The organism is Streptomyces sp. NPDC030799, from assembly GCF_055572255.1.
In genome coordinates this window covers 1-24,528 of record NZ_JBVIDS010000012.1, presented here as the reverse complement: position 1 = coordinate 24,528, position 24,528 = coordinate 1, and the positions used below count along the sequence as shown (strand labels likewise).

25 protein-coding genes and 1 pseudogene are annotated in these 24,528 nt (G+C 72.0%); 11 read left to right on the top strand and 15 right to left on the bottom strand.

Annotated features, from left to right (window positions below):
* Nucleotides 1–397: pseudogene (locus ACZ41I_RS27990) on the bottom strand (D-alanyl-D-alanine carboxypeptidase); the annotation flags it as partial.
* Nucleotides 398–731: 334 nt separating this feature from the next.
* Between ACZ41I_RS27990 and ACZ41I_RS27985 the strand changes: the two are divergent.
* From ACZ41I_RS27985 to ACZ41I_RS27975, 3 genes are all read left to right on the top strand, one after another.
* Nucleotides 732–1,487 (top strand): GOLPH3/VPS74 family protein, encoded by a 756-nt coding sequence (locus tag ACZ41I_RS27985; protein ID WP_363215231.1) that lies wholly within the window; start codon nucleotides 732–734, stop codon nucleotides 1,485–1,487.
* Nucleotides 1,488–1,739: 252 nt separating this feature from the next.
* Nucleotides 1,740–2,597, top strand: coding sequence for a helix-turn-helix domain-containing protein (locus ACZ41I_RS27980; RefSeq protein WP_363215232.1), 858 nt, complete (start codon nucleotides 1,740–1,742; stop codon nucleotides 2,595–2,597).
* A 188-nt stretch (nucleotides 2,598–2,785) separates the two neighbouring features.
* A complete protein-coding gene (locus tag ACZ41I_RS27975) occupies nucleotides 2,786–2,980 on the top strand; it encodes a DUF397 domain-containing protein (RefSeq protein WP_363215233.1) in 195 nt (64 codons plus the stop codon).
* 132 nt (nucleotides 2,981–3,112) lie between these two features.
* Here the strand turns inward: ACZ41I_RS27975 and ACZ41I_RS27970 are convergent, their stop codons facing one another.
* The 3 genes from ACZ41I_RS27970 to ACZ41I_RS27960 form a co-directional block, all read right to left on the bottom strand.
* Nucleotides 3,113–3,994 carry a MerR family transcriptional regulator gene (locus tag ACZ41I_RS27970; protein ID WP_468515367.1) on the bottom strand — a complete coding sequence of 294 codons (882 nt, stop codon included), beginning with the start codon at nucleotides 3,992–3,994 and terminating at the stop codon, nucleotides 3,113–3,115.
* A gap of 68 nt (nucleotides 3,995–4,062) precedes the next feature.
* Nucleotides 4,063–4,551, bottom strand: coding sequence for a glutathione peroxidase (locus ACZ41I_RS27965; RefSeq protein WP_363215235.1), 489 nt, complete (start codon nucleotides 4,549–4,551; stop codon nucleotides 4,063–4,065).
* A 34-nt stretch (nucleotides 4,552–4,585) separates the two neighbouring features.
* Nucleotides 4,586–5,581: an ArsR/SmtB family transcription factor gene (locus ACZ41I_RS27960; RefSeq protein WP_468515366.1), complete on the bottom strand. Its 996-nt coding sequence runs from the start codon at nucleotides 5,579–5,581 to the stop codon at nucleotides 4,586–4,588.
* 85 nt (nucleotides 5,582–5,666) lie between these two features.
* On the opposite strand from ACZ41I_RS27960, the gene ACZ41I_RS27955 reads away from it, so the two are divergent.
* Nucleotides 5,667–6,893: an MFS transporter gene (locus ACZ41I_RS27955; RefSeq protein ID WP_468515365.1), complete on the top strand. Its 1,227-nt coding sequence runs from the start codon at nucleotides 5,667–5,669 to the stop codon at nucleotides 6,891–6,893.
* Here the strand turns inward: ACZ41I_RS27955 and ACZ41I_RS27950 are convergent.
* A complete protein-coding gene (locus tag ACZ41I_RS27950) occupies nucleotides 6,802–7,665 on the bottom strand; it encodes a slipin family protein (RefSeq protein ID WP_468515364.1) in 864 nt (287 codons plus the stop codon). The two genes, ACZ41I_RS27955 and ACZ41I_RS27950, sit on opposite strands and share 92 nt — an antisense overlap.
* 216 nt (nucleotides 7,666–7,881) lie before the next feature.
* Between ACZ41I_RS27950 and ACZ41I_RS27945 the strand changes: the two genes are divergently transcribed.
* Nucleotides 7,882–8,346 (top strand): nuclear transport factor 2 family protein, encoded by a 465-nt coding sequence (locus tag ACZ41I_RS27945; RefSeq protein ID WP_363215239.1) that lies wholly within the window; start codon nucleotides 7,882–7,884, stop codon nucleotides 8,344–8,346.
* Between the two features lie 69 nt (nucleotides 8,347–8,415).
* On the opposite strand, the gene ACZ41I_RS27940 is transcribed toward ACZ41I_RS27945, so the two are convergent.
* From ACZ41I_RS27940 to ACZ41I_RS27930, 3 genes are read right to left on the bottom strand one after another with little or no spacing between them, the layout of a single operon-like run.
* Nucleotides 8,416–9,333: an MBL fold metallo-hydrolase gene (locus tag ACZ41I_RS27940; RefSeq protein WP_468515363.1), complete on the bottom strand. Its 918-nt coding sequence runs from the start codon at nucleotides 9,331–9,333 to the stop codon at nucleotides 8,416–8,418.
* Nucleotides 9,330–9,890, bottom strand: a complete 561-nt coding sequence (locus ACZ41I_RS27935; protein WP_363215241.1) for a flavin reductase family protein — start codon at nucleotides 9,888–9,890, stop codon at nucleotides 9,330–9,332. Before ACZ41I_RS27935 ends, ACZ41I_RS27940 begins: the two co-directional genes overlap by 4 nt.
* Before the next feature lie 47 nt (nucleotides 9,891–9,937).
* The gene (locus tag ACZ41I_RS27930) at nucleotides 9,938–10,723 is read right to left on the bottom strand and encodes an SDR family NAD(P)-dependent oxidoreductase (RefSeq protein WP_363215242.1); all 786 of its coding nucleotides are present in this window, start codon (nucleotides 10,721–10,723) and stop codon (nucleotides 9,938–9,940) included.
* Between the two features lie 241 nt (nucleotides 10,724–10,964).
* Between ACZ41I_RS27930 and ACZ41I_RS27925 the strand changes: the two genes are divergently transcribed.
* The 3 genes from ACZ41I_RS27925 (at nucleotide 10,965) to ACZ41I_RS27915 (ending at nucleotide 13,923) form a co-directional block, all read left to right on the top strand.
* Nucleotides 10,965–11,450 carry an SRPBCC family protein gene (locus ACZ41I_RS27925; protein WP_363215243.1) on the top strand — a complete coding sequence of 162 codons (486 nt, stop codon included), beginning with the start codon at nucleotides 10,965–10,967 and terminating at the stop codon, nucleotides 11,448–11,450.
* Between the two features lie 30 nt (nucleotides 11,451–11,480).
* Entirely contained in the window at nucleotides 11,481–12,605 is a 1,125-nt protein-coding gene (locus ACZ41I_RS27920) for an acyl-CoA dehydrogenase family protein (RefSeq protein WP_363215244.1), read from the top strand.
* A 100-nt stretch (nucleotides 12,606–12,705) separates the two neighbouring features.
* Complete coding sequence (locus ACZ41I_RS27915; RefSeq protein ID WP_363215245.1) at nucleotides 12,706–13,923, top strand: cytochrome P450; 1,218 nt, start codon at nucleotides 12,706–12,708, stop codon at nucleotides 13,921–13,923.
* A gap of 65 nt (nucleotides 13,924–13,988) precedes the next feature.
* Here ACZ41I_RS27915 and ACZ41I_RS27910 read toward each other — a convergent pair whose 3' ends face one another.
* Nucleotides 13,989–15,248: an NAD(P)/FAD-dependent oxidoreductase gene (locus tag ACZ41I_RS27910; RefSeq protein WP_468515362.1), complete on the bottom strand. Its 1,260-nt coding sequence runs from the start codon at nucleotides 15,246–15,248 to the stop codon at nucleotides 13,989–13,991.
* Nucleotides 15,248–15,571, bottom strand: coding sequence for a 2Fe-2S iron-sulfur cluster-binding protein (locus ACZ41I_RS27905; protein WP_363215247.1), 324 nt, complete (start codon nucleotides 15,569–15,571; stop codon nucleotides 15,248–15,250). The genes ACZ41I_RS27910 and ACZ41I_RS27905 overlap by 1 nt, the downstream gene beginning before the upstream one ends.
* Nucleotides 15,572–15,766: 195 nt before the next feature.
* Here ACZ41I_RS27905 and ACZ41I_RS27900 point away from each other — a divergent pair, with 195 nt between their 5' ends.
* Nucleotides 15,767–17,287, top strand: coding sequence for an MFS transporter (locus ACZ41I_RS27900; RefSeq protein WP_468515361.1), 1,521 nt, complete (start codon nucleotides 15,767–15,769; stop codon nucleotides 17,285–17,287).
* Between the two features lie 18 nt (nucleotides 17,288–17,305).
* Complete coding sequence (locus ACZ41I_RS27895; protein WP_468515360.1) at nucleotides 17,306–18,736, top strand: alpha/beta fold hydrolase; 1,431 nt, start codon at nucleotides 17,306–17,308, stop codon at nucleotides 18,734–18,736.
* An 88-nt stretch (nucleotides 18,737–18,824) separates the two neighbouring features.
* Here ACZ41I_RS27895 and ACZ41I_RS27890 read toward each other — a convergent pair whose 3' ends face one another.
* Together ACZ41I_RS27890 and ACZ41I_RS27885 are read right to left on the bottom strand one after the other, a co-directional pair.
* Nucleotides 18,825–20,048 carry a cytochrome P450 gene (locus ACZ41I_RS27890; RefSeq protein WP_363215251.1) on the bottom strand — a complete coding sequence of 408 codons (1,224 nt, stop codon included), beginning with the start codon at nucleotides 20,046–20,048 and terminating at the stop codon, nucleotides 18,825–18,827.
* 49 nt (nucleotides 20,049–20,097) lie between these two features.
* On the bottom strand, nucleotides 20,098–20,862 hold the full coding sequence (locus tag ACZ41I_RS27885) for an SDR family NAD(P)-dependent oxidoreductase (RefSeq protein ID WP_468320302.1): 765 nt from the start codon (nucleotides 20,860–20,862) through the stop codon (nucleotides 20,098–20,100).
* A 174-nt stretch (nucleotides 20,863–21,036) separates the two neighbouring features.
* On the opposite strand from ACZ41I_RS27885, the gene ACZ41I_RS27880 reads away from it, so the two are divergent.
* A complete protein-coding gene (locus ACZ41I_RS27880) occupies nucleotides 21,037–22,068 on the top strand; it encodes a zinc-binding dehydrogenase (protein WP_468515359.1) in 1,032 nt (343 codons plus the stop codon).
* Nucleotides 22,069–22,151: 83 nt separating this feature from the next.
* Here ACZ41I_RS27880 and rfbB read toward each other — a convergent pair whose 3' ends face one another.
* From rfbB to ACZ41I_RS27865, 3 genes are all read right to left on the bottom strand, one after another.
* The gene (rfbB, locus tag ACZ41I_RS27875) at nucleotides 22,152–23,156 is read right to left on the bottom strand and encodes a dTDP-glucose 4,6-dehydratase (protein ID WP_399776039.1); all 1,005 of its coding nucleotides are present in this window, start codon (nucleotides 23,154–23,156) and stop codon (nucleotides 22,152–22,154) included.
* Nucleotides 23,153–24,031 (bottom strand): methylenetetrahydrofolate reductase [NAD(P)H], encoded by an 879-nt coding sequence (gene metF / locus ACZ41I_RS27870; protein WP_468515358.1) that lies wholly within the window; start codon nucleotides 24,029–24,031, stop codon nucleotides 23,153–23,155. Before metF ends, rfbB begins: the two co-directional genes overlap by 4 nt.
* The coding region (locus tag ACZ41I_RS27865) for a vitamin B12 dependent-methionine synthase activation domain-containing protein (RefSeq protein ID WP_468515357.1) at nucleotides 24,028–24,528 on the bottom strand (501 nt) is incomplete at its 5' end. The genes metF and ACZ41I_RS27865, both read right to left, overlap by 4 nt.

Sequence of the window (24,528 nt, the reverse complement as noted above, 5' to 3'; positions counted from 1 at the left end):
CCTCGGCCTCTGGAGCCGTCCTGGGCTTGGCCTTTGCTCCCGTGTCGGCCGCGGAGTCCGGCTTGGCTTTTGCGTCCGCGTCCGGCGCGGGGGCCGTCTCCGGCTTGGGCTTTGCGTCCGCGTCCGGCGCGGGGGCCGTCTCCGGCTTGGGCTTCGCGTCCGCCTCGGCCTCTGGAGCAGTCCCGGGCTTGGCCTTTGCGTCCGCTTCGGGCTCTGGAGCCGTCTCGGGCTTGGCCTTTGCTTCCGTGTCGGGCTTCTTGCCGTCGTCGTCGGCCTGGTTCTGCTCGGCCTTCTCGGGGGTGTCGGCGGCGCGTACCCATGCCGAGACCGCGTCGCGCAGGGCGGTGTCCTCCTCGGGGGTTTCGCGTACCGACAGGATCTTCGTCGCGGTGTCCACGCCGCTGGAAGAGGAATCCTTTTCACGGGAGACCGCTAGGCGCGGATCGCGGGCCTCGGGAACCGGACCCGCGTTCCCCGACGTCGGTTCTGCCGACGACTGACGCTGCTTCGACCTGTCGGGGGACTCGCCCGCCACCGATGCCTCCTCCATGCGCCGCACGCCCACGCGCGCGCCCTGTCCGAACCATGTACCAGTGTCCTGTGTGAGGGCTTGGCCCCTGCGGTAGACGAGAACGACATACCTGCCGGTTCCCTCACGAACCGGTCACGCACCCTCGACAGACCAATGTGAGAGGGGTCACCCTGTCATTCATCCACGCGGGGAGGCATGGATGGGCAGGAGCCGCAGAACACTTCCGGAGGAGCTTCTGTTGCTGGCACTGGACCCGGCCACGGGTACCACTGCACAGCCGCAGTCGCTCGACCTCGGTCTGGCCGGTGCACAGCTAGTGGAGCTGGCGCTGGCCGGACGGATAGCCCCAGACGGGGATCGTATCGCCGTGGTGGTGCCACGGCCGACTGGAGATCCGACTTTGGACTGTGCGTTGGAGTTGCTGCGACGGCGTGGCGCTCCCGTGCGGGCTGTTCACTGGATCGGCGGGCCCCGGCTGGGGCTCCGTCAGACCTACCTCTCGCATCTGGAGCGGTGCGGCATGGTGCACGCCGTTGCCGGCCAGATGTGCGGGGTGCTGCCGACGACGCGCTATCAGGCGACGGACAACGAGATCAGCCGGGAGATCCGAGCCCGGCTGGACTCCGCGATCCGCACCGGTGTACCGCCGGACCCGCGGACCGCGGCGCTCGCCGCCCTGGCGCACGCCGTCGGGCTCGGCAAGCATCTGTATCCGGGGAACGAGGGCAGGTCCTCGCGGTCCCGGCTGCGGGATCTGATCCGGCACGACCCCATGGGGGGTCTTGTCGCGCACGCCGTGATGGACGTGCAGAACGGCGCAGCCGCGCAGCCCCGCCGTGGACCGGCCGCCACCGGTCGGCAGGGCGCGGCCGGTGCCAGGTCCGTGGCGGAACCCGCACGCGGGGTTCCGATGCAGCCGCGCCGTGGATCCATGGCGCGCGCCGTGGCCCACTGAGCCGCAACCCCGGTCCCCCAGGCCAGGTTCGGGAGCCGCTGGTCCGAGCGGGGCGGTGAGATCCTCAGCGGTCTCATCGCCCCGCTCGACTGCGTGCCCGCACCCCATCGGGTGGCGAGCCGTGGCCAACTGACGCGTACGCGCCGCATATCCACCATTTCCCAGCGGTAGAAAGCACCTTGGTGGCAGTCTGCTCAGCAGCAGATACGGAAAGTGTTAAGCAACAGGCAGGCAGCCGGAGGTGCACGTCCCGTGGCGTCCAATGTCAATCCCACCGTCAGGCGGCGCCGGCTGGGCCAGGAGCTGCGCAGGCTCCGCGAGCTCAAAGGCATGACGGCCGAGGAGGTGGCCGAGCGACTGCTCGTGTCGCAGTCGAAGATCAGCCGGCTGGAGAACGGCCGCAGAAGCATCAGTCAGCGCGATGTGCGTGACCTGTGCGGGGTGTACGAGGTCGAGGACCAGCGGATCGTCGACTCGCTGATGGAGATGGCGCGGGACTCGCGGCAGCAGGGGTGGTGGCACACCTTCGGGGACATCCCGTACAGCGTCTACATCGGGCTGGAGACCGACGCCGAGTCGCTCAGGGTGTACGAACCCCAACTGGTGACCGGTCTGTTGCAGACCCGCGCCTACGCGGAGGCTCTGGTGCAGGGCGCGCTGCCGGAGACGTCGACCGCCGAGATCGAGAAGCGGGTCCAGGTGCGCATGCGCCGACAGGAACGTATCACCGCCGAGAACAACCCGCTCCGGCTCTGGGTCGTGCTCGACGAGGCGGCGCTGCGCCGGGTCGTCGGCAGCAAGCTGGTGATGCGCGAGCAGCTGGAGCATCTGATCGAGATGTCCCAGCTGCCGCACGTCACCGTCCAGGTGCTGCCGTTCGAGGTGGGCGCGCATCCGGGGCTCAACGGGCAGTACGCGATCCTGGAGTTCACCGACGCGGCCGACTCCAGTGTGGTGTACCTGGAGGGCGTGACCAGCGACCTCTACCTGGAGAAGGCCCAGGACGTGCAGAGGTACGCCGTGATGTACGAACATCTGCGGGCGCAGTCCCTCAATGTGGAGCAATCCCGACAGTACATTGCGAAGGTGGCCAAGCAGTACGCCGAATGAGCCGCTGTCACGGAGGGCGCCGGATCGTACACCGTCGGTCGGCTTCCATGGAAGGCCCGCTGGAATATGCCATCCGGTTGAGTGAACGACTACTCCAGCAGTGGCAGTTGCCCGGTAGCGTCGATCACGCCAATCCGACGACAAGGTTGGCGTGAACCGCACTACCGCAACTCGCAACAGGAGTGGACATGGCACTGATTCAGGGCGCTTCGGAGACGTGGATGAAGTCCTCCTATTCCGCGGGCAACGGCGCCTGCGTCGAGGTCAAGTCGCCCACCGACGCCGCCGAGCTCGCCGTCCGTGACTCCAAGGTCCTAGAGGGCCCGATCCTGGCGTTCCCCGCCGACGCGTGGAACACCTTCGTGGCCTCGGTCAAGGCCTAGGGGGCCCTCCCTGACCTTCGTCAGTAACGCCTCCACGAGCAAAACAACTTCACAAGCACCACCAGAAGAGCCCTCTCGACCAGTCGCCGTCCTTGCCGAGAGGGCTCGGTCACGCCCGGCGGCGCCGGCCGGTCACCGCACCGGGAACGCCACGTCGCACACGAGGTCGGTGGGCCCCGCGGCGTCCCAGTCCGCGAAGTAGATCTCCCGGCAGGGGCCCGCCATCTCCAGCCCCTGGCCTGCCATCCACTGCTCCACCGCCTCGAAGGCGGCCAGGATCTGCGGGTTGGCCACCTGGGCCTTGGTGATGCGTGTGTAGGCCAGCCGGGCCGCCGGCTCCGCCCGTACCGTCGTCTTCCAGGTCCGTCCCCGGGCGGCGGCCCACTCCCGTGCCGCCGCCTCGTCGGCCACCGGTACGCACGACTCGGCCGGGCCGTCGCTCTCCATCGACACCTCGGAGTGGTAGACGACGAACGGCGCCCCGGTCATACCGCCGCACTCCCGCGCCGCCTCCTCCAGCCGCCCGAACGACGCGCCGATCCACGTCGGCAGCTCGTCGGCCAGGGTGTGCCGCGACTCGGTGATCACCACCTGTGCCGGTACGTCCACGGTCTCGATCACGAACTTCTCGTACATCTCGGAGCTCCTCCCCGACAGCCGTCCACGGAGGTACTCGGCGAGCGTCCGCTGCCCGGCCACCCGGGACTCCACGTCCGCCCAGTAGGCGGCGAGCCGGCCGGCGGCCTCGGCACCCTCGGCGCCGAGCACCTCGGCGATCCGGGCCAGCGGCATGTCCAGCTGCCGCAGCAGCGCGACCAGTCGCGCACGCTCGACCTGGTCGGCGCGGTAGTAGCGGTAGCCGGTCGCCTCGTCGACCTGGGCGGGGGCCAGCAGGCCGAGCCGGTCGTACAGGCGCAGCGCCTTGGCCGACAGCCGGGCCCGCGCGGCGAACGCGCCGATGGTCAGCAGGCCGTCGGTGAGCGGGTCGTCGTCCACTGGGTCATCCTCCGTCACCGGGCGGATCCTCGCCGCCCGGTGGCAGGGACGTTCGGCCCTGCCCCAGGGGCAAGGTCAAGCCGGGCTCAGCCGAGCTGGGCCTCGATGGCCGTCACGACCGCGTCCGCCTCCGGCTCGGTCTGCGGCGAGAAGCGGGCGACGACCTGGCCGTCCCGGCCGATCAGGAACTTCTCGAAGTTCCAGCGGATGTCGCCGCTGTGGCCCTCCGCGTCCGCGAAGCCGACGAGCCGCTCGTACAGCGGGTGCCTCCCCTCGCCGTTCACCTCGACCTTCTCGGTGAGCGGGAAGGTCACGCCGTAGGTCGCCGAGCAGAACTCCGCGATCTCCTCGGCGGTGCCGGGCTCCTGCCCGAGGAACTGGTTGCAGGGCACACCGAGCACGGTGAAGCCGCGGTCGGCGTAGCGCTCCTGCAGCTTCTCCAGGCCCGTGTACTGCGGGGTGAGGCCGCACTTGGAGGCCACGTTGACGATGAGGACCGCCTTGCCGGCGAACTGGGCGAGGTTGGCGGGGCCGCCCTGGAGGGCGCCGATTTCGACGTTCAGTACGTTGGTCATGGGCTGGATGCTATGCGCTCCACGGAGAGGGCTGTCATGGCCGTCGGCGGCTGCGGCCCCGTTCCTGTTCCGATGCCTCTGTCAGTGCGTCCCCCGCCACCGTCCGCACGTACAGCACCGAGCGGCCCGCCCTCCGCCGCTCCACCAGCCCCGCCTCCCGGAGCACCCTCAGATGGCGCCCCACCGAGCCCAACCCCTGCCCGGTCACCGCCGTCAGCTGGGTGGTGCTCATGGGGGAGGCGAGCAGGAGCAGGACCTCGGCGCGGGCCGCCCCCAGGAGTGCGCCCAGGGCGGACCGGACGGCTCGGCCCGCCGGGTGGGCGAGGACGCCGACGCACGGGTAGACCGCTGCGTACCGTACGCCGTCGTCCCAGGCCACCCAGCCCGCCCGCTGGACGGTCACCGGCACCAGGACCAGCTCGGCACCGGAGATCTCACGGGGCGGGTACTCGTGGAGGTTGATCTGAAGGCGGTTCTCGCCGAGCCAGCGGGTGCGGCCGGGGCGTATCGCGTCGAGGACGCTCGCCCAACCGCCTGTGCTCACCTGCGCGGTCCGCGCGAGCACGTCCGCCTCCAGCACCCGTCGGCGCCGGTCCCAGGACGGCCGTACGGTCGCCTCCCACACCCATTCCAGGAGTACGGCGGCCCGCTCGGGCAGGTCGTCGCGGTCCAGGGCGGCGGGGAGCGGGCCGGCGAGCGCGAGGCGCAGATGGGCGCGGGCCGCGTCCGGCGCCGTCGAGCGGACCCGGGCGACCTCGTCCGCGAACGTCTCGTCGCCGCGGGGTGCCGGAGTCAGGAAGTCGGCGATCCACTCCCGGCCGAGCCCCGCCCGCACCAGCCGCGCCGTCACCGGATCGGCCGCCAGCCGCGCCCGGTAGGCGGGCAGATGCGCGCGCAGCCACGCGTGCTCACCGGGATGAGCGGCGTCCGCCGTGTGCAGCAGCTTCAGACAGGCGAAGGTCTCGGAGAGCGGCGAGACGACGAACCGGCTGTGGGCGAGCGTGTCCGCGTTGAGCTGCCACAGGCCCACCTTCGCACCCCCTCATGGCCGTACGACCTTTCGCGCTGTGGCGAAACAATAACGAGCCCGTCCGTGACCCGCCGAGACTCCCGGCATGCCCAGCTACCGATCCCTGTTCCGCACCCCGGAGTTCACCCCGCTGTTTCTCGGCTCGGCCGCGCAGACCGCCGCGCAGACCGTCGCCGGGCTGGCCCTGGCCACGCTCGTGTACCGGGCCACCGGCTCGCCGCTGCTGTCGGCGGTGAGCATGTTCGGCCCGTCGCTCGCCCAGGTGCTGGGCGCGGCCTTCCTGCTGTCCGGCGCCGACCGGCTGCCCCCGCGTACGGCGCTGTGCGTGATCGCGCTGGCCTTCGCGTCCGGTACGGCGGTGCAGGCGGTGCCCGGTCTGCCGGTCGGCGCGGTCTTCGGCGTCGTCCTGGCGCTGGGTCTCGTGGCCTCCCTGGGCGGCGGGGTCCGCTGGGGCCTGCTGAACGAGATCCTCGCCAAGGACGGCTACCTGCCGGGGCGTTCGCTGTTCAACATGATGAGCGGGCTGATGCAGATCGCCGGTTTCGCCGCCGGCGGCGCCCTGCTCGAAACCCTCTCCCCGCGTGTCTGCCTGCTGCTGTCGGCGGCGCTGTACCTGCTGGCCGCGCTCGCCCTGCGCCTCGGCCTGACCGCACGCCCGCCCCGGAACGAGGGCCGCCCCTCCGCGTCGGCCACCTGGCGCACCAACGCCCTGCTGTGGTCGTCCCGTCCGCGCCGCCTCACCTACCTGGGCCTGTGGCTGCCCAACGGCCTGGTCGTCGGCTGCGAGTCGCTGTACGTGTCGTACGCGCCGCACGCCGCCGGCACGCTGTTCGCCTGCGGGGCGTTCGGGATGCTCGCCGGGGACGTGACGGTCGGACGGCTGCTGCCGCCCGGCGTACGGCGCCGGCTGGCCACCCCGCTGCTGCTCCTGCTGGCGACGCCGTACCTGGTCTTCTTGGCGCGTCCGCCGCTGCCGGTCGCGGCGGTGTGCGTGACGGTCGCCTCCGTGGGGTTCGGTGCGAGTCTGGTCCAGCAGGAGCGGCTGATGGAGCTGACGCCGGGCGAACTCGCCGGTCAGGCCCTCGGCTTGCACTCGGCGGGGATGCTGACCCTGCAGGGGCTGAGCGCGGTGCTGGCCGGGGCGGTGGCGCAGGTCACCTCGCCCGCCGCGGGGATGACGGTGATGGCGGCGGGCTCGGTGTGCGTCACGCTGGCGCTGGCTACGGCCGGGCGTCGCTCTGCGGAGCCGGAGCCGGAGCCGGAGCCGGAGCCGGAGCCGGAGCCGGTGCCGGAGCCTGCCGAGGCACGTTGAGGTCGGCGTCGATCTTCTGGACGGCCCGGTCGAAGTAGCGGAGAAGTTCGACCGGGAAGGGCATGACGAGGGTCGAGTTCTTCTCGGCCGCCACCTCGACGACGGTCTGGAGCAGACGCAGCTGCATGGCCTCGGGGGTGTCGGACATGATCCTGGAGGCGTTGGCGAGCTGCTGGGCCGCCTGGAACTCGCCGTCGGCGGTGATGACCCGGGCCCGCCGCTCCCGCTCGGCCTCGGCCTGACGGGACATGGACCGCTTCAGCGACTCCGGCAGCTGGACGTCCTTGATCTCGACGCGGTCGATGTGGATGCCCCAGCCGGCGGCCGGGCTGTCGATCATCAGGGCCAGTCCCTCGTGCAGGCGCTCCCGGTCGGAGAGCAGGTCGTCGAGGTCGCTCTTGCCGATGATGGAGCGCAGCGAGGACTGGGCGACCTGGCCGACGGCGAAGACGTAGTCCTGGACCTCGATGGCCGCGCGGACCGGGTCGGTCACCCGGAAGTAGACGACGGCGTCGACCTTCACCGACACGTTGTCCCTGGTGATGCCCTCCTGGGTGGGCACGGGCATGGTGACGACCTGCACGTTCACCTTGCGCATCCGGTCGGCGAAGGGGATGAGGAAGGTGATTCCGGGCTGGCGGTGGCTCGGCAGTGCCTTGCCCCACCGGAACACCACCCCGCGCTCCACCTGGTTGACGACCCGCATCCCGCTCTTCAGCACGAGCAGCAGGAGCAGTCCTACGACGACCACTGCGACGACGGTGCCTTCCATGGCACTCCCATCTCCGACGCTTTTCTTCGTCCGGTACAGGACAACCGGGAGGACACCGCGGCGGGGCCCGGCGGATGCGGCCGGCGCGTCAGGGAAGCGTAAAGAAACTCGGCCTGCGGCTGACCGGGCCTCCAGCGGGCCTGGAGCGGGAGCGGGCAGCGTGGGGGCAGTCGGGCCGCCGCAGCCGGATGGCCCTTGTCACCGAGGGGAGACGCCGTGTCCCAGGCGGTCAGGAATACGTACGCGCAGGTCTCCGGGGAGGTCTACGCCGAGGTCCGGACGTTCTACGCATGGCAGATGCGCCGGGTCGACGCGCTGGACATCGAGGGGTTCGCCGCCACGTTCACCGAGGACGGACAGGTCGTGCACGCGGGCGGGGCCGTGCAGCGCGGGCGCGAGGAGATGCTCGCGGGGATGCGGGCCGCGCTGCCGCGCTACCGCGACATCGCGGTACGGCACTGGTTCGACCACGTGCTGATCGAGCCGGACCCGGTCGACGAGGACACCCTGCACGTGTCGTACTACTCGCTCGTCACCCGGACAGATCGCGAGGGCAACGTCGCCTTCGAGCCGACCTTCACCGTCGAGGACGAGCTGGTGCGCCGCGACGGCGTCCTCTACACCAGGCGCCGGGTGATCCACCGCGACACCCCGGTGGAGCCGCCGGTGCACGCCGGCTGAGCCCGGGAGGACAGCGCACGGGGGATGTGCCGGACGTCGACGACCGTCCGGCACATCCCCCGCGCGCGTTCAGGCGTGACAGGCGGGCGGGCCGCCGAGGAAGGCGACCATCTCCTTGAAGGACGCCACGACGTCGAGCCGGGCGCCCGGGGCCAGGCCCTGCTGTTCGGCGTAGGCGCGGTGCAGATTGCCCACCAGGCGCTCGGCGTCGACCAGAGCGGCGAACTCGCCGAGGTCGGCGCGCCGCGCGGCCTGGAGCGGGGTCAGGCCGTCGCGCAGACCGTCCGCGGCCAGGCGGCCGAGCAGCCGTAGATACGCCTCGGTGAAGTCCAGCAACTCCGGTCCGCCGACCGGTCCGTGGCCCGGGACCACGGTGCGCGGACCCAGCGCGCGCAGCCGCTGCAGAGCCCGCAGCGAACCGGTGACCGAGCCCATCAGGACATAGGGGGTGACACCCGACCACACGACGTCGCCGGTGAACAGCACCGCCCGCTCGGGGACCCACACGACCACGTCGTTCGCGGTGTGTGCGGGGCCCACATGGAGCAGCTCGGCCCGCGGGCCGCCCGTGTGCAGCGTCAGCGTGTCCTCGAAGGTCAGCGACGGCAGGGTGAGCGGTGTCTCGCCCCACTCCACCTGCGGCCACAGCCCGCGCAGGTGCAGCCCCGCCTCCGCGCTGTCCGCCCGGGTGCCCGCATGGGCGACGACCCGCGCCCGGGGCGTGAACTGGCCGTTGCCGAAGGTGTGGTCGCCGTGGAAGTGGGTGTTGACCACGAAGTCCACCCCGCCGGGCTCGATCCGCTCGACGACCTCGCGCAGCCGCCGGGTACGAGCCTCGGTGGCCGCCGTGTCCACGAGCACCGCACAGTCCTCGCCGACCACCAGACCCGCGTTGTTCACGCACCATCCGCCGCCGGGCTGCACATACGCGTACACCCCCTCCGCCACCTGCTCCAGCGACGGTGGCGCCTGGACCGGAGCGCTCATGCCGCCCTGCCCCGGTCCGCCACGGCCGGTGCGGCAGCGGCGAGGTGCGCGTACGCGCCGCGGTGGAAGACGAGCGGCTGCGCCTCGCCGGGCCGGTTGTGCACGGCCACGACCCGGCCCACGAGCAGGACGTGGTCGCCGGCCTCGTGCTCGTCGTACAGCTCGCACTCGAAGTACGCCTCGGCCGAGGGGATCACGGCGTGGCCGAGCCGTCCCTCGACCGCGTCGAGGCGCGCCATCGCGGCCGACCCCGCCGGGCGGTCGGGGCGGCAGAACTCCTGGGCCAGGTCGCGCTGCGGCTCGCTGAGCACGTTCACGGCGAAGCCCCCGCCGCGCACGATCCTCGGGCGCATCCGGCCGTCCGCCTTGACCGAGACCAGCAGCAGCATTGGATCGAGGGACACCGAGGTCAGACTGTTGAGGGTCATGACGATCGTGTCGTCGCCGCTGCCCTGCGTGAGCAGGGTGACCCCGGTGGGGAAGCGGCCCATCGCGGCCCGGAAGGCGGCGACGTCGGTGGTGGGTTCGGCGAGCAGCGTGCCACCGGTGTCGGTCATCGTTCAGGCTCCGTCTCTCATAGCGGGATCGGCGACGATCGGGGGGATCAGTAGTTGCCCAGACCGCCGCAGACGTTGAGCGCCTGGGCGGTGATGGAGGCGGCGGTGTCCGAGGCGAGATAGCCGACCAGGCCGGCCACCTCCTCGGGCGTGGAGTAACGGCCCAGCGGGATCTTCGCGTTGAACCTGTCGAGCATGTCCTGCTCGCTCACGCCGTAGTGGTCGGCGTAGCCCTGCCGGACCCGCTGTGCCATCGGGGTCTCGACATAGCCGGGGCACACCGCGTTCACCGTGATGCCGGTCTTCGCCAGCTCCTTGCCCACGGCCTTGGTGAAGCCGACGACACCGTGCTTGGAGGCCGAGTAGGGCGCGGCCAGTTCGACGCCCTGTTTGCCACCGGTGGAGGCGATGTTGATGATGCGGCCCCAGTCGCCGTCCCGCATCCGCCCGGTGCTCAGCACCTCTCGGGTCACCCGGAACGTGCCGTTGAGGTTGGTGTCGATCACGTCGAGCCACAGGGCGTCCGGCAGCTCGGCGGTGACGCCGCCGCCACCCCGGCCCGCGTTGTTGACGAGGATGTCGATCCGCCCGTACGCGGCCACCGCCGCCTCCACGGCGGCCTTCACCTGCTCGCTGGAAGTGACGTCGCAGACCGCGCCGGAGACCTCCAGGCCCTCCGCGCGCAGCCGCTTCACCACCGCGGTGACGCTTTCCCCGGCACGCGCCACCCCGAACACCGCCGCCCCCTGCCGGGCCAGCAGTTCGGTCACGGCCAGCCCGATCCCGCTGGTCGCGCCGGTGACGAAGGCAACCCGTCGTCCCGCTTCTGTCATCGTGCTCTCCAAGAGGTCGTGGGGCCCGGAACGGCACGACGGTGACCGGGGGTCCTAGGACGCGGCTCGCCTTTTGCAGGAGCGGGCGCGGGGAACTGCGCGACGAGCCACGACGGCGCAGCGGGCGCCGGACGACACCACGCGGCACCCCCTACCGCGGCCCTACCGGCGGTCCGGCCCCCATCAAGCCCCGCACGCCAGCGTGACCCAACCTGTGCAGACGCCGTACAAGGAGGGGCCCGTGCCCGAACAGACGCAGACCATCCCCGACGTACGCAAGTCGGTGACCGTGGCGGCCACTCCCGCCGAGTGTTTCAGGGTGTTCACCGAGCGGCCGGCGGACTGGTGGCCGCCCTCCCACGTGCTGGTCGAGAAGGAGCGGGCCGGGCTCGCCTTCGACCCGGGTGTCGGCGGCCGCTACTACGAGTGGGACGTGACCGGGACCGAGATCGCCTGGGGCCGGGTCCTGGAGTGGGAGCCGGGCCGCAGGCTCGTCATGACCTGGCGCATCGACGGCAACTGGCAGTCCGTCCCGGACGACGAGCGGGCCAGCGAGATCGAGGTCGACTTCGAGCCCGTCGACGCCACGCACACCAAGGTGTCGCTCGCACACGTCAAGCTCCACAAGCACGGCGAGGGCGCCGAGCGGATCTTCCGCGCCCTGGACGGCCCCAGCCCGGGGGAGACCCTGGAGCGTTTCGCGCAGGCCGTCGCGCGCGGCGTCTGACCCGTCTCGTCACGACAGGAGGCCACAGGGATGGGACACGACTGCGACAACGCAACAGGACTGCTGCCCGCCGCCGACAAGCTGCGGCTGCTCGCGGCCGAGCACGCCCCCGAGGCGGACCGGCAGCGCGCGCTCGCCCCGGCGGTCACCGAGGCGCTGACCGCGGCCGGCTTCGCCCGGCACTTCGTGGCCGGGCGGTGGGGCGGCAGCGAGGGCACCTTCGGTGAGCTGACCCGCGCGGTCCTCACCGTCGGCGAGGGCTGTGCGGCCACCGCGTGGTGCGCGTCGCTGGCCGCGTACTCGGCGCGGTTCGCCGCCCACCTGCCCGCCGAGGGGCACCGGGCGCTGTGGGGCGAGAGCCCGGACACGGTCGTCGCCACGGGGCTCATGCCGGCCGGACGGGCCCGGCCGGCCGACGGCGGCTGGCGGCTCGCGGGCCGCTGGGCGTACGTCAGCGGGATCGACTTCGCCGACTGGGCGCTGCTGTGCGCGGCGGTGGCCCGGCCGGACGGCGACGGGCCGGCCGAGCTGCGGTTCTTCGCGCTGCCCCGGGACGCGTTCGGCGTCGAGCGGACGTGGGACAGCGTGGGTATGCGGGCCACCGGCAGCCACACGGTCGTCGTGGACGACGTCCTCGTACCGGATCATCTGTCGTTCGCCCGCGCCGACATGCTCGGCGGGCGCAACGCCACGTCCGAGGTGCCCGCCCACAACGTGCCGTTCCAGGCCGTCGGCGGGCTGACCTTCATCGCACCCGTGGTGGGTGCCGCCGCCGGCGCACTGCAGGCGGCGGCCGGGCTGCTGACCGGACGCAAGCGCACCGTCACCGCCGAGACCAGGCTGGTACGGGCCTCCGGGCGCATCGACGCGGCCCGGCACCTCGTCGAGCAGAACGCCGACGTCCTGGACACGCGCGCCTTCACGCCCGAGCTGATGGCCCGCAACGAGCGCAACGCCACCTTCTCGGCCGAACTCCTCCAGGAGGCCCTGGAGTTGCTGGTCCGTGCCACCGGCACCGGCGGCCTCGGCGAGACGCACGCCCTGCAGCGGACATGGCGGGACGTCACCTCGGCCACCAGCCATGTCGCCCTGCAGTACGACACCGCGGCCCGCAGGAACTACTCCACGGTGCTGCTCGGCCCCGCCGACGCCTGAGCATGACCGGCGCCGAACGGCTCCAGTTCCAGCCGACTTGGTCTCCATCACCGGTTCCTACGGTGGTGGAGACCTTGGCGGCTACAGCGAAGGAGTCACGGTGACTGCCCTTCAGGAATCCGATGTGTACCCCCTGCCCGGTTCGTCGTACCGGGGACCGGCGCCGCGCTACGCGGAGCTGCGCCAGACCCGGCCCGTGGTCAAGGTGCGCACCGCGGGCGGGGTGGACGCCTGGCTGGTGACCCGCTACCAGGACGTGCGGGAGCTGTCCGCCGATCCCCGGCTGAGCCGGGCGATGGCCTGCGGCGAGGGCGCCCCCAGGATCGGCGGCACCATGCACACCACCCCCGAGATGATCATCTCGCTCGACTCGCCCGAGCACTCCCGGCTGCGCAAGCTGGTGGCCGGCGCGTTCACGATGCGCCGGATCGAGCGCATGCGGGACAACGTGCAGAAGGTCTGCGACGAGCTGCTGGACGGCATCCAGGCCCGCGGGGGCACGGCCGATCTGGTGCAGGAGTTCGCGGTGCCGCTGCCGCTGACCGTCATCGGTGAACTGCTCGGCGTACCCGCCGGTGACCTGCGCACCTTCGAGAAGTGGGCCCGTGCCTTCGCCACCGTCGACGAGCGGGCCGGCGGCAAGGAGTCCCTCGACGGGCTCGCCAAGCTCAGCGAGTACATCGTCGGCCTGATCGCCGAGAAGCGGGCCGACCCCACCGACGACATGCTCTCCGAGCTGATCGCCGCCCGCGACAACGACGACCGGCTCAGCGAGCAGGAGCTGGTCACCTTCGGCTTCACACTCATCGGCGCGGGCTTCGACACCACCGCCAACCAGCTCGCCAACTCCGTGCTCGCGCTGCTGGTCGACGCCCGCGACAAGTGGGACTGGCTGCGCGCGGACCACTCGCGGATCCCGGTCGCCGTCGAGGAACTCCTGCGGCACGTCAACCTGTTCGCCACCGACACCTCCGGGTTCCCGCGGATCGCGGCCGAGGACATCGAGGTCGGCGGCGTGACCATTCGCAAGGGCGACGCGGTGCTGCTCTCGCTGGCCTCCGCCAACCGGGACGAGACCGTCTTCACCGACCCGGACCGGCTCGACCTGGCCCGTGACCACAACCCGCACATCTCCTTCGGCCACGGCCTGCACTACTGCCTGGGCAAGCACCTGGGCCGCATGGAGCTGGTGATCGCCATCGAAGGTCTGGTGTCCCGCTTCCCCGATCTGCGTCTTGCCGTACCGGAGTCCGAACTGCCGTGGCACGTCGGCGAGATCAACCACACGCTGACCAGTCTGCCGGTGGTGTGGGGCTGACTCCTGCGCGTGCGAGAGCCGGTCCCGGACCCCCTGTGAGGGCTCCGGGACCGGCTCTTCGCCTGTCATGAGTGCGCCGGGACCGGTGCGGCCGTCCGGGTGGCAAAGGACTTGAGGTCGAAGTCCGGGACGCGCGCCTGCACGGGAGAGGGGCCGGTGCCCGACGCCAGCAGGCGGCGTGCGATGCCGTGGTCGGCGGGCCTGCCCACCGACTCGACGCCGACGAGCGCACCCTCGCGGTAACAGAGCACGGAGAACCGGCCCTCGTCGGGATCGCCGACGGTGACCGTCTCGTCGTGGTGCGCGGTCAGCCCGGCCAGCTGCAGGCGCAGTGCGCACTGCTCCGACCAGAACCAGGGGACCGCGGTGTACGGGGCGGGGGCGCCGCAGATCGCGGTGGCCACGCACCGGGCCTGGTCGGACGCGTTCTGCACCGACTCCAGGCGGATGTGGCGTCCTTGGCGGGCGCTGCGGAAACGGGCACAGTCACCGATGGCGTACACGGACCGGTCGTTCGTGCGCAGCCACTGGTCGACGATGACACCGTCCCCGACGAGGAGTCCGGCGTCGGCGGCGAGTTCACTGCGCGGCAGCACGCCGATGCCGACGACCACCAGGTCGGCGGGCAGGCGTGTGCCGTCGTTCAGCCGGACGACCTCCACCTGGCCGGCGGCGGAGCCGTGCAGGGAGGCGACCTCGCTGCCGGTGAGCAGACGCACGCCCTGCTGCCGGTGCCGGCCGGCCAGCCACCGCGACAGCTGCGGGGTCAGGGCACGGGCGAGCACTCGGGACTGCGCCTCGACCACCGTCACCTCGTGGCCCAGTTTCCTGGCGGTGGTGGCGAGTTCGAGACCCACGAAGCCGGCACCGACCACGACGACCTGGCGTGGCGGACCGGCGAGCAGCGCGCGCAGCGCCTCCGCGTCCGCGAGCGTGCGCAGGGTCAGGACGCCGCCCAGGTCCGCGCCGGGCACGGGCAGGGTGCGCGGCCGGGCGCCCGTGGCGAGGACGAGCCGGTCGTAGCCGAGGCTGCCGCCCGAGGCCAGCTCGACGCGGGCGCGGAACACATCGATGCGGTGCGCACGGTCACCGGTGACCAGCTCGATGTCCTGCGCCTCGAAGAACGACTCCGGGCGCGGCACCAGGTCGGCGTGGCCGACGGCACCGGTGAGGAAGCCCTTGGACAGCGGAGGGCGCTGGTAGGGCAGCGCGGGTTCCTCACCCACCAGGGTGATCCGGCCGTCGTAGCCCTGGGCGCGCAGCGCGGCCGCCGTGTCCGGGCCGCCCTGTCCCGCGCCGACGACGACGACGTGGCGGGCGGCCATCAGCTCTGCGCCTCGGGCAGGTGCACCAGGAGTCCGTCGAGGTCGTCGGTGACGGGCAGCTGGCAGCTCAGGCGGCTGTTCTCGCGGCGCGGGCAGGCCGTGCCGTACAGCACGTCGTCCTCCACCTCGTCCATCGGCGGCAGCGGCACCGTGGACGACTCGTCGATGTAGACGTGGCAGGTGCCGCACTGTGCGGAGCCGCCGCACTGGGCCTCGATGCCGTCGATGTTGTTGAGCTTCGCGCCGCGCATGACCGTGTTGGGCGCCTGGACGTCGACGACGGTGGTGGTGCCGTTGGGATGCCGGTAGGTGATCTTGGCCATGGCGCTCTCCTCGGGGAATGTCGTCCGGCCCGCGTACGGACCAGGACTGTGGCCACCGCGTCTTGAGGAGCCCTTGAGCGCCCCTCAGGCGGACACCCGCGCGGGGGCAGCCCGGGGCGGGGTGCGGCTCCTCGGGACGGCACCGCTCCAGGACGCCACGATCGGCAGTCGATAGCGCGCGGCGAGCGTGCTGTCATGACCGCTTCGACCGTGCAGAGCGCCGCATCGCACGCCGCCGCCCCCCGGCGGCGGCTCGCCCTGATCCTCGCCGCCTGCTGCCTGGGCCAGTTCATGAACGTGCTCGACGCGTCCGTGGTCAACGTGGCCCTGCCGGTCATCGCCGAGGAGCTGCGTTTCGACCGGCACGACCTGCACCTGGTCAACAACGCCTACACCGTCGTCGTCTGCGGCTTCCTGCTGCTCGGCGGGCGGCTCGCCGACCTGTTCGGGCAGCGCCGGGTGTTTCTCGCCGGGATCGGCCTGTTCAGCCTCGCCAGCGCGGTCGGCGGCGCGGCCGGCGGGCCCGTGACGCTGATCCTGGCCCGCGCCTTCCAGGGGCTCGGCGCCGCGGTCATGGCGCCCGCGACGCTGACCGTGCTCGGCACCACCTTCACCGGACCCGAGGCACGCGCCAGGGCGTTCGGCTGGTGGAGCGGGGTGTCCGGGGCGGCCGGCGCGATCGGTGTGCTGGCCGGCGGGGTGATCACCGAGTGGCTGTCGTGGCGGTGGATCCTGCTGGTCAACGTGCCCATCGGGATCGTCCTGTTCGCGACGGTCTGCTGGGTCGTGCCGCAGGGGGCGTCCCGCCGCGCCGACCGCCCCGGCCTGGACGTGCCCGGCGCGGTCACCGTCACGCTCGGCCTGATGGCGGTGGTGCACGCGGTCGCCGATGCGCCCGCCCACGGCTGGGCCTCGGCGCGGGTGCTGGCCCCGCTGCTCGGCGGCGGCGCGCTGCTCGCCCTGTTCCTGCTGATCCAGGCACGCTTCGCCCGGCATCCGCTGGTGCCGCTCGGCGTGCTGCGCATCCGCTCCGTGGCCGCCGCCAACCTGGTCGCCCTGTTCGGCATCGCGGCCCTGTTCAGCACGTTCTACTTCTTCACCCTGCTGCTGCAGCAGGTCCTCGGCTACAGCCCCGTCCGCACCGGCCTGAGCTATCTGCCGCTGTCGGCGGGCATCGCGCTCGGCGGCTGGGGGGTCTCCTCGCTGGTGCCGCGCATCGGCCCGCGCCCCGTGCTGCTGTGCGGCCTGACGACGGGCTGCCTGGGGCTGCTGTGGCTGGCGCAGGCGGGCGTGGGCGCCGGTTTCGTGACGGACCTGCTCGGGCCGCTGCTGCTGCTCGGCTTCGGCATGGGCGGCGTCCTCAACGCCACGACCAACGCCGCGACCGCAGGTCTGCCCGTCCACCAGGCGGGCCTCGGCTCCGGCCTGCTCAACACCACCCGCCAACTCGGCAGCGCCCTGGGCCTGGTGACCCTCGCGGCCCTCTCCTCCCACCGCATCGACACGCTGGCGGGCGGCGCGGGCACGGCCTCCCCGCGGCAACTGGCCGCCGGCTACGGCCTCGCCCTGACCGGCGCGGCCGCGTTCGCGGCGGCCGGCCTCCTCGCCGCGCTCGCGGTGCCGGGCCGGGGGCGATGCGGGGCAGCCGCAGCGAAGCACCCGGTCCGGGAGGGATCCAGGGCCTCTCAAGCCGGTGAGGCGAGGCTGACCTCCTGACGAGAACGGAGGTTCGCGGTGCTCACCGACTTCTACGCCCAGCGACCGCAGTGGCGGCAGGACCCCGACGACAAGGACCTCGAACACGCGGAGATCGAGGTGCCGCGCGACTATTCCGCCCCGGACGGGGAGCGGCTCACGATCGCCCTCAGCCGCCGCCGGGCCACCGCGCCCGAGCGGCGGCGCGGCATTCTGCTCGGTGTCAACGGCGGACCCGGCGGCGACTGGGGCGCGGGTCGCGCGCTGCCCGACAGGTTCGCGGGAACCCCGCCGCACGAGGTGTACGACCTGATCGGCTTCGACCCGCGCGGCACCGGAGCGTCCACTCCGCTGCACGCCGAAGTGACCGTGCCCAGAGCGGAGTTCGACTCCCGGCCGCCCGATGAGCTGTTCCCGCAGCTCGCCGAGGACATGCGGCTGCGCGAGGAGGCCTGCGCCCGCGCGGGCGGCGCGCTGCGGCGCCACATCAGCACCCCGAACACGGCCCGTGACATCGACGTCATCCGCGGTGTGCTCGGCGAGGAGCGCGTCACCTTCGTCGGCTACGCGTACGGCGCCTACGTCGGCGCCGTGTACGGCACCCTCTTCCCCGAGCGCCTCGACCGCAGCGTCCTCGACTCCTGCGTGCACCCCGACTGGACCTGGCGCGAGCAGTTCCTGTGGCAGGGCGACGCGGTGCTCGGCAACGTCACACGGTGGGCCGAGTGGACGGCGGAACGCCACCGGCACTTCGGGCTCGGCGACAGCACGGAGCGGGTGTTCGCCTCCGTGGAGGACGTCGTCGTACACCTCGACGGCCTCGGCGGGGGGCCGCGGCTGCGCACGCTCTTCGACGGCGCGGTCGGCAACCGCGCCGCGGACCGCGGCCGGTGGGCCGAACTCGGCACGCTCGTCGGCCGGCTGGGCAAGGCCGCCACGGCGGGCGATGCGGCCGCCTGCCGGGACCTGCTCCAGGAACAGGGCACCTGGCGGCCCGCCGACAGCGAGGGCTCGCTGCGCATCGGCGTCCTGGAGGCCATCACCCTGGAACACGAGTGGCCCGCCGACCTGGACGTCTACTACCAGGACATGCGGGAGTTCCGGAAGCGGTTCCCGTACGGCTACGGCGTGCTGCGCGCCCAGCCCTGGGTCGGCGCCTTCCGTACCTTCGAACCCGCCGAGCCGCCCGTCGTGCCGGTCCGCGACGGCTACCCGGTGGGCCTGGTCGTCCAGGCCGACGGCGACCCGATGGACCACTACGCGGGCGGCGTCGCCATGGCCGAACGCCTCGGCCACCACCTGCTGACCGTCGAGGACTCCGGCGAGCACGAGGTGTACGTCCTCGGCGACAACCCGTACGTCGACACGATCGTCCACCGCTACCTCGTCGACGGCGAGCTGCCGGCGCCGCGCGCCACCTGCCCGGGGCGCACGCCACGGCCCGAGATCGCGGCGGACGTGAACGACTGACGCTCGCACGGACGCGCGGGGGCCCGGTACCGATCGGTTCGGTACCGGGCCCCGGGTGTGTACGGGAAGGGCGTCACCGGGAAGGGCGTCACCACACGACGGGCAGCTCCCACAGGCCGTAGATCACGGCGCCTTCCTTGCGCGGGATCTCCAGGAACGGCTTGGCCAGCTTCAGGGTGGGGACGCGCTGGAACAGCTTGCTCCACACGATCTGCAGCTCCAGGCGGGCCAGGTCGGCGCCGATGCAGTGGTGCACACCGTGCCCGAAGCCGAGGTGCTTGCGGCTGCCGCGGGTGATGTCGAGCTTCTGCGGCTCGGGGAAGACCTCCGGATCGCGGTTGGCGGCCAGGCCCAGGCACAGGATGCCGTCGCCCTTGCGGATGACCTGGCCGCCGATCTCGATGTCCGCCAGGGCGACGCGCGGCACGGCCGTGTCGCCGATCGTCGCGTACCGCACCAGCTCCTCGACGGCCGGCTTCACCAACGACGGGTCGTCCAGGAGGAGCCGCAGCTGGTCGGGGTGTTCCAGGAGGGCGGCCGTGCCCAGCGAGATCTGGCTCGCGGTGGTCTCGTGGCCGCCGTTCATCAGCAGCCGCACCATGTTGAACAGGTCGCGGTCCGTGTACTCCTCGCCGGACTCCTCGTAGTCGGCCATCGCCCGGCTGAGCAGATCCTCGCCCGGCTCGCGCCGCTTGAGCTGGATCAGGTCGTTGACGTACGCGTTGACCTCGACGATCGCGGCCTGCCGCTCCTCGGTGGTGCTGTGCCCGCCGAGCAGCGCCGTGCCGTGCTTGATGAAGAAGTCGTGCTGGTCCTGCGGGATGCCGAGCAGTTCGCAGATCACCGTCATCGGCACGGCCAGCGAGAACACCCGGTGGAAGTCGGCCGGCGGCTGCAGCGCGAGCAGCTTGTCGATGTGCTCGTCGACGATCTCCTCGATCCGCGGACGAAGCCGCTGCACCTGCCGGTTGGTGAAGGTCAGCGCCGCCTTGCGCCGCGTCGAGCTGTGCTCCTTGCCGTCGTAGCCGATGAACGACGTCTCCGTGCGGTACTCGGGCGGCGCGACGAAGTAGAAGGGGAAGTTGTCGTGCTTGCGGGAGGCGCTGACCCGGGGGTCCGTGAGCAGCCTCTTGATCGTCTCGTAGCCGGTGACCGTCCATATCCGCAGGCCGGAGCCGGTCAGCGTGACCTGCGAGACGTCCTTGTCGGTCATCTCCCGGTACTCGGCGGGCGGCGTGAACGGGCAGGTGCGCGCGTACGGGAACGTCCTGGCCTCGGCCGGTGCGTCCGCCTCGGTGGCACTGGTGGTCACGATCGGGTCCCTTCGTGCGGAGTGAGTGGGGAAGTGAAGCGGAGCAGGTCTAACGAGCGGTGATGTCCAGGCCGCCGTCCACCGTGATGATCTGGCCGGTGACCAGCGCGTTCGCCGGGTCCGCGAGGCGGATGATCCAGGGGGCGACGTCCTCGGGCTCGCTGACCCGGCCCAGCGGGATGGTGGGCGTCACGCCGGCGAACAGGCCCTCCACCGCCTCGGGACTGAGCCCGTTGGCCGCGTACGCCTCGGTGCGGACGAAGCCGGGGGCGACGGCGTTGACCCGGATGCCGCTCGGTGCCAGTTCGGCGGCCCAGCTGCGGGTGAAGCTGTGCAGGGCGGCCTTGCTCGCCCCGTACACCGAGCCGTCGGGCGTGGGGTTGTGGCCGCCGCGGCTGGAGACCAGGACGATGCCCGCGCCGGGGGAGCGCAGCAGCGGCAGCAGCCGGGCGGTCAGCAGCAGCGGGCCGAGGACGTTGGTCTCCAGGACCTCGCGGGCGGTGCCCGCGTCGAGGGCGGCGAGCGGACTGAACCGGAAGATGCCCGCGTTGTGCACCAGGACGTCCAGGGTGCCGCCGTGCTCGCGCACCGCGTCGGCGACGGCCTCGGCGCCCGAGCCGGTGGTCACGTCGGCCGCCACCGGCACGATCGCCTCGTGCGCGGCGGCGACCTCGGCGAGCCGCTCCTTGCGGCGTCCGGTGACAATCACGGCCTGGGCGCCGTGCTCGGCGAAGGCCAGGGCGGTGGCACGGCCGATGCCGGTGCCGCCTCCCGTGACGACGACGGTGTGCTCCGCGAACGGCTGGTCCGGCATGGTCGGTTCCCTCTCGTGGGTCGGTCCGGGGGGCCCAGTACACCCGGGGGGTCTTGGGCCGTGGTCGAGTCCATGCGGAGGACGGGCCCGAGGACCGGCCGACCAGGGCACGAGCGGAGCAGCGTAGGCATGGGTGAGCGTTTTCCACCGTGGTGACAGGCCGAAGGAGAGTTGATGAGCGCCGACATGCTTCCGGAGATTCCGCAGCGGGCCCGGGAAGTGCGGCTGACCAGGTATCTGGAGGGCGACCTCACGCTCGACCACTTCGACACCGTCGAGGTGGAGGTGGCCGGGCCGGCCCCCGGTGAGGTGCTGGTGCGCACGGACTACCTGCCCCTGGCCGCGGCCTACCAGGACATGATGAAGAGCGACTGTCCGCTGCCGATCCCGCCCTTCCAGGTGGGGCACCGGCTCGGCGGCGGGACGATCGGCACCGTCGTCAGGTCCGCCAGCCCCGACCTGGCGGTGGGTGACCTGGTGCAGTCGATGTCGGGCTGGGGGGAGTACTCCAGCGGCCCGGCGCACACCTACTTCAAGGTCGACCCGAAGCTGTTCCCGAGCCCGGTGTACTACCTCGGGCAGGGCCCCACCGCGTACTACGGCATGGCCGACATCGCCCGCGTCGGTGAGGGCGACGTCGTGTTCGTCTCCGGGGCGGCGGGCGGGGTCGGTTCACTGGCCGGGCAGATCGCCAAGTGCCGCGGCGCCGCACGGGTGATCGGCAGCGCGGGCAGCAAGGAGAAGGTCGCGTACCTGGTGGACGAGCTCGGCTACGACGCCGCCTTCGACTACCACGACGGCCCGGTGATCGACCGGCTGAAGGAGCTGGCGCCCGAGGGCATCACCGTGTTCTTCGACAACGTGGGCGGTGAGCAGTTCGAGGCGGCGATCCAGGCCGCGGCGCCGCACGCCCGGTTCGCGCTGTGCGGGGCGCTGTCCGCGCAGAACGGCAGCCAGGCCTACCCGCGGCTCGACCTGATGACGGCCATCACCCGGCACCTGGAACTGCGGCCCTTCGCCACGTACCACACACCCGAGCAGATCGCGGCGTGGACGCAGCACTTCGCGACGTGGCTGGCCGAGGGGCGGTTCGTGTACCCGCACACCGTGGTCGAAGGTGGTCTGGCGGCGGCCCCGCAGGCGCTCCTGGAACTCCTGAAGGGCCGCTACCGGGGCAATGTCGTCGTCGACCTGACGACGGGGTGACCGTCCGGCCACGACAGCACGAAGGCGGGTGCCGGCCTCCTCGGTCCGGTGCCCGCCTTCGTGCTGTGCGCGCCTGTTCCCGCTCAGACGCCCGCCGGAGTGAGCCGGACCGCCGACTCGGCCGCGTCGCGTGCGGACTCCCACCAACCGGTGTTCTCCCGGTACCAGTCGACGACTTCGGCGAGCCCCCGTTCGAAAGGGACGGCCGGGGCGTAGCCCAGCTCCTCGCGGATCTTGGTGTCGTCCAGGGCGTAGCGCAGGTCGTGGCCCTTGCGGTCGGGCACCGTGCGCACCAGACCGGGGTCGGCGCCGCACAGCCGCACCAGGGCGTCGGTCATCTGCCGGTTGGTGCGTTCGTTGCCCTGCCCGATGTTGTAGATCTCTCCGGCCCGCCCCCGGGTGAGCACGAGGTGCACGGCCCGGCAGTGGTCGGCGACGTGCAGCCACTCCCGTACGTTGCCGCCGTCCCCGTACAGGGGCACCGGCCGGCCGCGCAGCAGACGCGTGACGAACCGCGGGATGAGCTTCTCCGGGTGCTGGTAGGGGCCGTAGTTGTTGGAGCAGCGGGTGATCGACACGTCGAGGCGGTGGCTGCGCCAGTACGAGCGGGCGACGAGATCGGCGGCGGCCTTCGACGCGGCGTAGGGGGAGTTGGGCAGCAGCGGCCACTCCTCGGTCCAGGCGCCCTCGGCGATCGAGCCGTAGACCTCGTCGGTGGAGATGTGCACCACGCGCTGCACTCGGGAGGCCACACAGGCGTCGAGGAGGGTCTGGGTGCCGCCGACGTTCGTGCGGACGAACGGACTCGCGTCGGCCAGGGACCTGTCGACGTGGGACTCGGCCGCGAAGTGCACCACCGCGTCGTGGCCGGGCAGCAGGTCGAGCAGCAGCGCACGATCGCAGACGTCGCCCGCCACGAAGTGCAGCCGGGGATGGTCCGCCGGCAGGTTCGCCCGGTTGCCCGCGTAGGTGAGCTTGTCGAGGACCGTCACGTCGGCGTGTTCGTACCCGGGAAAGCCGCCGCTCAGGAGCGTACGCACGTAATGCGAACCGATGAATCCGGCGCCGCCGGTCACGAACAGCCTCATCGGGGGCTCCCGGCCGGGAGCGGTGGGTTCGTCATGGCTGGTCCTCGCAGGTTCTGGTGGATGTCGAGGGCGGCGGTGGACTTGTTGAGGGTGATGTAGTGCAGGCCGGGGGCGCCTTCGGCCAGCAGGCGGTCGGCCATGGCGGTGGCGTGTTCCACGCCGATGCGGTGGCCGGCGGCCGGGTTGTCGCGGGCGGCTTCCAGGCGGTGCGCCAGCTCCTCGGGGAAGGCCGCGCCGGACAGTTCGGCGAAGCGCCGTATCTGGCGTACGTCGGTGGCGGGCATGATCTCCGGGATGATCGGTGTGTCACAGCCCGCCGCGGCCACCCGGTCCCGCAGCCGCAGATAGTCCTCCACGTGGAAGAACATCTGGGTGATGGCGTAGTCGGCGCCCGCCCGGCACTTGGCGACGAAGTACCGGATGTCGCTGTCCCAGTCCGGGGAGCGCGGGTGCCGTTCGGGGAAGGCCGCCACTCCGATGGTGAAGTCGCCCAGCGACCGTACGAGTTCGACGAGTTCACGGGCGTGGGTGAATCCCTGCGGGTGTGGCGTCCAGGGGCCGTTGGGGTCGCCGGGCGGGTCGCCCCGCAGGGCCAGGACGTCCCGGATGCCCGCATCGGCGTACCGGCCGACGATGTGCCGCAGTTCGGCGGCCGAGTGGCCGACGGCGGTGAGGTGGGCGACGGGGCGCAGGGTGGTCTCCGCCGCGATGCGCCGGGTGACGGCGATGGTCCGGTCCCGGGAGGAGCCGCCCGCGCCGTAGGTGACGGACACGAAGTCGGGGCGCAGCGACTCCACCCGGCGGATCACCTCCCACAGGGCACGTTCGCCCTTCTCGGTCTTCGGCGGGAAGAACTCGAAGGAGAAGGTGGTCATGTCCGTCCTCCCGCGTTGAAGTAGCTCGCCTCCGGGTGGTGGACGACGATGGCGTCGGTGGACTGTTCGGGGTGGAGCTGGAACTCCTCGGACAGGTGGACGCCGATGCGTTCGGGCCGGAGCAGGCCGGCGATCTTGGCCCGGTCCTCCAGGTCGGGGCAGGCCGGGTAGCCCAGTGAGTAGCGGCAGCCCTGGTACTCGGTGCGGAACATGCCCTCCATGGCGTCCGGGTCGCTGTCCGCGATGCCGAGCTGGGCGCGGACCCGGGCGTGCCAGTACTCGGCGAGCGCCTCGGCCAACTGCACGGACAGCCCGTGCAGTTCGAGGTAGTCACGGTAGGAGTCGGCCTCGAAGAGCCGCGCGGTCTCCTCGCCGATGCGCGAGCCGACGGTGACGACCTGCAGGCCGACGACGTCGGTCTCCCCCGACTCCTGCGGGCGGAAGAAGTCGGCCAGGCACAGCCGGCGGCCGCGGCGCTGGCGCGGGAAGGTGAACCG

Excerpts from the sequence above, each read along its gene's own strand:
- ACZ41I_RS27975 (WP_363215233.1), top strand. The coding sequence starts at position 2,786 with ATGGCACTGATTCAGGGCGCTTCGGAGACGTGGATGAAGTCCTCCTAT.
- ACZ41I_RS27940 (WP_468515363.1), bottom strand. The coding sequence starts at position 9,333 with ATGAGCGCTCCGGTCCAGGCGCCACCGTCGCTGGAGCAGGTGGCGGAG.
- ACZ41I_RS27885 (WP_468320302.1), bottom strand. The coding sequence starts at position 20,862 with ATGCCGGACCAGCCGTTCGCGGAGCACACCGTCGTCGTCACGGGAGGC.
- ACZ41I_RS27880 (WP_468515359.1), top strand. The coding sequence starts at position 21,037 with ATGAGCGCCGACATGCTTCCGGAGATTCCGCAGCGGGCCCGGGAAGTG.
- ACZ41I_RS27900 (WP_468515361.1), top strand. The coding sequence starts at position 15,767 with ATGACCGCTTCGACCGTGCAGAGCGCCGCATCGCACGCCGCCGCCCCC.
- ACZ41I_RS27930 (WP_363215242.1), bottom strand. The coding sequence starts at position 10,723 with ATGACAGAAGCGGGACGACGGGTTGCCTTCGTCACCGGCGCGACCAGC.
- ACZ41I_RS27905 (WP_363215247.1), bottom strand. The coding sequence starts at position 15,571 with ATGGCCAAGATCACCTACCGGCATCCCAACGGCACCACCACCGTCGTC.
- metF (WP_468515358.1), bottom strand. The coding sequence starts at position 24,031 with ATGACCACCTTCTCCTTCGAGTTCTTCCCGCCGAAGACCGAGAAGGGC.
- ACZ41I_RS27955 (WP_468515365.1), top strand. The coding sequence starts at position 5,667 with ATGCCCAGCTACCGATCCCTGTTCCGCACCCCGGAGTTCACCCCGCTG.
- ACZ41I_RS27910 (WP_468515362.1), bottom strand. The coding sequence starts at position 15,248 with ATGGCCGCCCGCCACGTCGTCGTCGTCGGCGCGGGACAGGGCGGCCCG.
- rfbB (WP_399776039.1), bottom strand. The coding sequence starts at position 23,156 with ATGAGGCTGTTCGTGACCGGCGGCGCCGGATTCATCGGTTCGCATTAC.
- ACZ41I_RS27985 (WP_363215231.1), top strand. The coding sequence starts at position 732 with ATGGGCAGGAGCCGCAGAACACTTCCGGAGGAGCTTCTGTTGCTGGCA.
- ACZ41I_RS27950 (WP_468515364.1), bottom strand. The coding sequence starts at position 7,665 with ATGGAAGGCACCGTCGTCGCAGTGGTCGTCGTAGGACTGCTCCTGCTG.
- ACZ41I_RS27965 (WP_363215235.1), bottom strand. The coding sequence starts at position 4,551 with ATGACCAACGTACTGAACGTCGAAATCGGCGCCCTCCAGGGCGGCCCC.
- ACZ41I_RS27935 (WP_363215241.1), bottom strand. The coding sequence starts at position 9,890 with ATGACCGACACCGGTGGCACGCTGCTCGCCGAACCCACCACCGACGTC.
- ACZ41I_RS27920 (WP_363215244.1), top strand. The coding sequence starts at position 11,481 with ATGGGACACGACTGCGACAACGCAACAGGACTGCTGCCCGCCGCCGAC.